Below are 6,430 nucleotides of genomic sequence, written 5' to 3'. Positions count from 1 at the left end.
CTTTTTGAAGATCTTTGCGTTCGTTTGGCATTTTGGGGAATAGGGAACAGGGAATAGGGAACAGGGAATAGGGAATAGGGAACAGGGAACAGGGAATAGGGAATAGGGAATAGGGAACAGGGAACAGGTATGGGCAACCACAAGGGATTGTCCTGTCGCAACGTTAATAGTTAACCTCTACGGGGGTCACGAAACGGTTAACGGTGAACAGTTATGGGGGAGAAATGGGGCTACTGGCTGGGAAATACCCGTAACATTTGGTTTCCGCCGCGCTGAAACTCGTAGGGGACGGTTTCAACTCGCAGAGTATAGCCCGCTTGGGGGAGTTGTTCGAGAATTGGCCCTAAATGGGGGGAGATGTCCCCGGCGAAGTTGGTCACAATCGGGAAAATTCGCACGTCTCGGGCGACGCGGGCGAGTTCTTTGATGGCGTTGAGGTGAAGGTCGAGGTCAAGCTGTTGGGAATAGCTAAACAGGAGATGGCCACAGAGGGCGAGGTCGAATTGACCGGTTTTGAATGAGAGTTTTGGTAATATCTCGTTGCGATAGCGTCCTTGGGCGAGTCCTTGGGGGAAATCCTCCAGAAAGCGATCCATGGTGGCTAGACGCACCTCCCCGAGATGCTGGGGGCTGCGGAAGTCATCCCAGACGAAGCGATCGCGGTTGTCTTCTAAGGCCTCAATAATCTTAGGATAAGTCTCCTGAATCCGTTGCTGAATCTCGGCGACGGAAAACTGATAGATGGGGTCACAAGAGATCACAGCGGTTCCTCGGGCCGTGGCTTCGGCGTTAAAACTCGAAGGTCCCCCCGCACAGTCGAGGACGGTTCCTTGCAAGTCCCCGTCGCTGAGGGCGAACATCTGGCGGTAGTCGGCCAGCGATCGCCCCCAGGGAACAACCTGCTTAAGTGTGAGTCCCATTGGCGGTTTCAGGTGGCGTGGACTGGGCTTTCAGGACTTGGGGGAGGGTGGCGAGAATCCGTTGGCTGACGGCTTCTGGGCTATCGGCGGCGGTTACCTCAATGCGTAAATCCGCTTGTTCGTAGCGCGATCGCCGCTCGTTTAAAAGGGTGTCTAGGGTCTGGCGAGGATCAGCCGTTTGCAACAGGGGACGACTCTGATCCGCCTGGAGTCGTTCAAACAGGAGATCTGGGGCCACATCTAGCCAGATGACGACACCGTAGCGCAGAAAACTCCAGTTACTTAACTCCACCACAATGCCGCCTCCCGTGGAAATGACTGACCGTTGATAGGCGGACAACTGCGAGAGAACCTGAGATTCGAGTTGTCGGAAGCCGGCTTCCCCCTCCTGGGCGAAGATATCGCCAACCGACTGGCCAGCAACCTGTTCAATCAACGTATCAGTGTCAAAATAGCGATAGTGAAGCTGACGAGCGAGGTGAGTTCCGGTGGTACTCTTCCCCGATCCCATCATCCCAATCAGATAGATATTCAGTCCTTGTAGGCGATCGGTGACGGACATGGATTAGCTTAGACAGTGCCTGATTGTGCCTCATCAGTGTATCGAGGTTTGGCGATCGCGCAAAGCCTCAGCCTCGGCGGCGATCGTTCTTCCTGAACCCCCATCTCGGAACTCTCCGTCTATGATAGGGAAAACATAAAACCTTTTTTAAGATTACCGGCGTTACCAGCAAAACCTCAACCAAAACCTTTAAACAGATATCAATGACTGGGCAATTCGCGTTAACGGATCGACAACAACAGATTCTCTGGGCGACCGTCCGTCACTACATTGCGACGGCGGAACCGGTCGGCTCTAAATCCCTCGTGGATGACTATAATCTCAGTGTAAGTTCTGCCACCATTCGCTCAGGAATGGGACTTCTCGAAAAAGCGGGGATGTTGTATCAACCCCATACCTCCGCCGGACGGGTTCCCTCGGATTTCGGCTATCGCGTCTATGTTGACTATCTGATGACCCCCTCCGATACTCTCGCCGATCGCGCCCAACGGCTATTTGCAGAACGTCTCAATTGGGAAACCTGGAGTCTCGAAGCGGTGTTACGGGGTGCAGCGCAGATTCTCTCGACTCTCAGCGGCTATATTACCCTCATCTCTCTGCCGCAAATTCACACCGCCAGTTTGCGCCATTTACAACTCTTGCAAGTTGACCCCGGTCAGGTGATGCTGATTGTGGTCACCGATGCCTATCAAACCCAATCGATGTTAATGAGCGTCCCCAGTTCCGGGGATGGGGCCGACGAGAACCCCGATCCTGAGATTCTCGATCGCGAACTGCAAATTCTCTCGAATTTCCTCAACAGTCAGTTACGAGGGAAAACCATCGCCGATTTAGCGGCCTTAGATTGGGGCGAACTCGATCGCCAATTCCAACGCTACGCCGACAGCCTCAAAACCCTATTTGTGGATCTAGCGCAACGCCTCGAACCTCCCACCATTAGCCCGATGGCCATGAGTGGGTTAGCTGAAGTTCTACGACAGCCCGAGTTTACCGAGTTGCAACAGATCCAGTCTCTGGTACAACTCCTCGAAGAGGAACAAGAACAACTGTTTCCTCTGATGTTTGAACCCTCCGAACCCCTCGGGAGCGATCGCCGCGTCAATGTCCGCATTGGGTCCGAGAATCCCCTCGAACCGATCCGATCGTGTACCCTCGTCTCCGCCACCTATCGCCGAGGATCTCAAGCGGTCGGAAGTCTCAGCCTCCTCGGTCCCACCCGCATGACCTACGATGGGGCCATCACCATGGTCCAAGTCGCCGCCGACTACCTCTCCAGTCAACTGAGTACCCTAGACAGTTGAGCGTTGAGCGTTGAGCGTTGAGAGGGAACCGTGAAACCTCCTTCCCTCTTCCCTCTTGCCTTTTGCCCCTTGCCTTTTGCCCCCTGTTCCCTGTTCCCTATTCCCTATTCCCTATTCCCTATTTTCTCCCTCAAGCCAAATACGTATAGCTACGCAAACTCTGTTCATAATTCTGCAACAGCCGCTGAGACTCCTCAATGGAGATTTTGCCCGATTGTAGGGCGGCTTCAGAGGCTTTGCGGATGTTTTCGAGTAAATCCTTACCGTTGTATTCGACATATTCCAAGACTTCCGTCATGGTGTTTCCCTTGACGAGATGTTCAATGTCGTAGCCATTGGGGGTTAGATGGATGTGGACGGCGTTGGTGTCGCCAAAGAGGTTATGGAGATTTCCCATAATTTCTTGATAGGCCCCGACGAGGAACATCCCCAGATAATAGGGTTCTTCCGGTTTGAGGGGATGAAGTTCTAGGATGGATTTGGCTTGTAGGCGATCGATGAAGCGATCGATTTTTCCGTCACTGTCGCAGGTGAGATCGGCCAGAGTTCCCCGTAAACTGGGTTCTTCGTTGAGACGGTGGATGGGGAGAATGGGGAAGAGTTGCTCGATCGCCCAACTGTCGGGGGCGGATCGGAAAATGGAGAGGTTGGCGTAGTAAATCGAGGCTAGGGTTTTTTCGAGAACTTCGAGTTCTGTGGGAACTTCGCTTTGTTGGCGCACAATATCATAGATTTTGCGACAACAGGCCCAATAGAGTTGTTCGGCGTTGGCCCGTTCCGTGAGGCTGAGATAGCCGAAACTAAAGAGGCTGCTGGCTTCGTCTTTGAATTGGATCGCGTCGTGATAGGCTTCTTGGTAGGTTTCTGGGGTGATGGAGTCGTAGGTTTCCCGCAGGTTGCGTAAGATGAGATGTTCTTTCTCGGGACTGGGTTCGGGAATCCCCGAGGGTGCGTCACTGCTTCCGAGGACGTTAAAAATCAGGATGGAGTGGTGGGAGGCGATCGCCCGGCCACTTTCGCTGATTAGGGTGGGTGCGGCTTGTTGTTTCTCTTCGCAGGCTTCTTTGACTTCCGCCACGATGTCATTGGCGTAGTTCTGCATATTGTAGTTTTTGGAGGCGTAGAAGTCGGTTTTTGAGCCGTCGTAATCGACGCCTAAGCCGCCGCCAACGTCGAGATAGCCCATGTTTGCGCCGAGTTGGGCCAGTTCGACATAGATTTGGCTGGCTTCTCGGATGGCGTCTTTGATGGCGCTAATGGAGGAGATTTGGGACCCGATGTGGTAATGCAGCAGTTGTAGGCTATCGAGGAGATTGGCTTGGCGTAACTGTTCGACGGCGGTGATGATTTCGGGGATGGTGAGGCCGAATTTGGCGCGATCGCCACTCGAACCTCCCCAGCGGCCAATTCCTTTTGCACTCAGTTTGGCCCGAACCCCCACGACGGGTTTAATTCCTAGCTGTTGACTGACGGAAATGACTAACTCGACTTCTTCGGGTTGTTCGAGGACGATAATCGGCTGTTGGCCGAGGCGGGTGGCTAACATGGCGGTTTCGATATAGCCGCGATCCTTGTAGCCGTTGCAAATGAGGAGGGAACCCGAGGTTTTGAGGCTGGCTAAGGCGATGAGGAGTTCGGGTTTAGAACCGGCTTCTAAGCCGAAGTGATGGGGGGCGCCGAATCGCACTAAGTCTTCGATGATATGGCGTTGCTGGTTGCATTTGACGGGGAAAACGCCGCGATAGACGCCGGGGTAGTTGTAGCGGGCGATCGCCTTGGCGAAACAGGCGTTAATTCGCTCGATTCGGTCTTCGAGAATGTCGCTGAATCGCAGGAGTAGGGGGAGTTCTAGGTTGCGCTTTTTGAGGGCTTCGACAAGGTCATAGAGGTCGAGGGAACCGCCGCGATCGCCCTGAGGGGACACGGTGACATGGCCGGCGGAGTTAATCCCAAAGTAGGGATCGCCCCAACCCCGGATGCGATAGAGATCTTCGCTATCTTCGATTGTCCAAGGCGCTTGAGGGGTCTGGGACATGGTCCCATTCTCGGCAAACCGCTCACGTATGGGAGATGGGGCTGAATCAACCATCGGGATTCCTCGTTTCAGACAGGTCAGTCAGTCCACAGTGTATCGCAGTTGGTCTCGCTGTTGTCTTGGGCTGCGATCGCGGCCAGGGTTTGGAGATTTGGCGCGTTTGCGTGGTCGTTTTGGGGCGATCGCTCAAAAATCCGTGAAATCACTGATGTTTTTTGCAAGGATTTAATCAGTCACTTTTTTATTATTTAATATCCGTGAATCCCCTTAATTTGGGCGGTTTATTTATAGGTCAAACCGATAATCAACAGTATTTGTAGTGAATTTTATCGGTAATTTTAGTAATTTCAAAACATTAAAAAAAATAGACTCTAACTCCGGACAATTTTAGGGAATCTCTGTAAATAGAAACAGGTGACAGGGAAAAGACAGTCTCGGCAATCACGCCGAATTGACTGAGAAACCCCCTGAAACCCTCCTGAACGCTCACGATTCAGAGTTCATAGTTTGCAGTTTACCCATTTATTCCTATGTTAGATCTCAATTCTGTTGCACTGGTTAGCCTCGAAGATACAACAAGCCAATTCACGGGAAATGGCGACAATCAACTCATTGTGGCAGGACTTGGTCACGATACCGTTTTTGCGGTTGGCGGTAATAACTGGGTGTTTGGCGGTGTCGGTGAGGATGTGATTCATGGAGGATCTGGAGATGATGTGATCTATGGGGGACAGCATAATGATGTCCTACTGGTCAATGATGGCAATAATCTATTAAGTGGCGATTTTGGCGACGATACTCTCTATGGTGGTGTTGGCGAAGATACCCTAATCGGAGGGACTGGTGATGATGTAATCCACGGAGAAAATGGCGATAACATCATTTTCGGCAATCAAGGAAATGATAAAATTAACGCGGGAAATGGCAATGAGTCAGTCTATGGTGGACAGGGAAATGACCTGATTATTGCCGAGAGGGGAAATAACCTGCTCAGCGGTGATTTGGGTGATGATACCCTCTACGGGGGTCAAGGAGATGATACCCTCGATGGCGGTGATGGAAATAACTATATTTCTGCGAGATCTGGCAATAATTTGATAGTGGGGGGACAGAGGGATGATACCGTTTTTGCGGGACGTGGAAATGATACCGTTTTTGCGGGAAATGGCAATGATTTCCTGATGGGAGGCGTGGGGGATGACCTCATTTATGGTGATTTGGGAGATGATACTCTCTATGGAAGTCGAGGAAAAAATACCCTGAATGGGGGAGCCGGACAAGATGTTTTTGTGTTAACGCCCAACATTGGGGGAATGGATGTCTCTGATGCTGATGTGATTGCTGATTTTCAGGCTGCTGAGGATTCTCTGTTGTTGATGGGAGGCTTATCTGGCGATCGCCTGGAGGTTTTGCTCGGTGATGGAGACTATTTGGGGGATACGTTGATTCGCGATCGTGAAACGGGAGAATATCTTGCGATTCTCAAGCAAGTTAGCAATCCTTTAGAGGTTCAGATGGAAAGTGATCTCGATGTTCCTAATATGGATGTCGGACTGGATGCTGATCTCGATTCTGAGGAGATGCAGCCTGAACCTGAACTTGAAGAAACCCC

At 51.8% G+C, this 6,430-nt stretch carries 6 protein-coding genes; 2 read left to right on the top strand and 4 right to left on the bottom strand.

Annotation, left to right across the window (positions count from 1 at the left end):
- Positions 1-230 precede the first annotated feature (230 nt).
- Positions 231-920 carry an SAM-dependent methyltransferase gene (locus R6U67_RS15390; protein WP_410253364.1) on the bottom strand — a complete coding sequence of 230 codons (690 nt, stop codon included), beginning with the start codon at positions 918-920 and terminating at the stop codon, positions 231-233.
- Positions 904-1,482: a shikimate kinase gene (locus R6U67_RS15385; RefSeq protein WP_410253363.1), complete on the bottom strand. Its 579-nt coding sequence runs from the start codon at positions 1,480-1,482 to the stop codon at positions 904-906. Before R6U67_RS15385 ends, R6U67_RS15390 begins: the two co-directional genes overlap by 17 nt.
- Positions 1,483-1,685: 203 nt before the next feature.
- On the opposite strand from R6U67_RS15385, the gene hrcA reads away from it, so the two are divergent.
- A complete protein-coding gene (gene hrcA / locus R6U67_RS15380; protein WP_410253362.1) occupies positions 1,686-2,783 on the top strand; it encodes a heat-inducible transcriptional repressor HrcA in 1,098 nt (365 codons plus the stop codon).
- A 130-nt stretch (positions 2,784-2,913) separates the two neighbouring features.
- Here hrcA and speA read toward each other — a convergent pair whose 3' ends face one another.
- Together speA and R6U67_RS15370 are read right to left on the bottom strand one after the other, a co-directional pair.
- On the bottom strand, positions 2,914-4,818 hold the full coding sequence (gene speA, locus R6U67_RS15375) for a biosynthetic arginine decarboxylase (RefSeq protein ID WP_410253361.1): 1,905 nt from the start codon (positions 4,816-4,818) through the stop codon (positions 2,914-2,916).
- A 77-nt stretch (positions 4,819-4,895) separates the two neighbouring features.
- On the bottom strand, positions 4,896-5,039 hold the full coding sequence (locus R6U67_RS15370) for a hypothetical protein (RefSeq protein ID WP_410253360.1): 144 nt from the start codon (positions 5,037-5,039) through the stop codon (positions 4,896-4,898).
- A 309-nt stretch (positions 5,040-5,348) separates the two neighbouring features.
- Here R6U67_RS15370 and R6U67_RS15365 point away from each other — a divergent pair.
- On the top strand, positions 5,349-6,430 hold a 1,082-nt coding region (locus tag R6U67_RS15365), incomplete at its 3' end, for a calcium-binding protein (protein WP_410253359.1).

Source organism: Sodalinema sp., assembly GCF_046483825.1.
GTDB lineage: Bacteria > Cyanobacteriota > Cyanobacteriia > Cyanobacteriales > Geitlerinemataceae > Sodalinema.
Note: the sequence above shows the minus strand (reverse complement) of the source record. Positions and strands in the feature narration are given on the sequence as shown.

Excerpts from the sequence above, each read along its gene's own strand:
- R6U67_RS15390 (WP_410253364.1), bottom strand. The coding sequence starts at position 920 with ATGGGACTCACACTTAAGCAGGTTGTTCCCTGGGGGCGATCGCTGGCC.
- R6U67_RS15385 (WP_410253363.1), bottom strand. The coding sequence starts at position 1,482 with ATGTCCGTCACCGATCGCCTACAAGGACTGAATATCTATCTGATTGGG.
- hrcA (WP_410253362.1), top strand. The coding sequence starts at position 1,686 with ATGACTGGGCAATTCGCGTTAACGGATCGACAACAACAGATTCTCTGG.
- speA (WP_410253361.1), bottom strand. The coding sequence starts at position 4,818 with ATGTCCCAGACCCCTCAAGCGCCTTGGACAATCGAAGATAGCGAAGAT.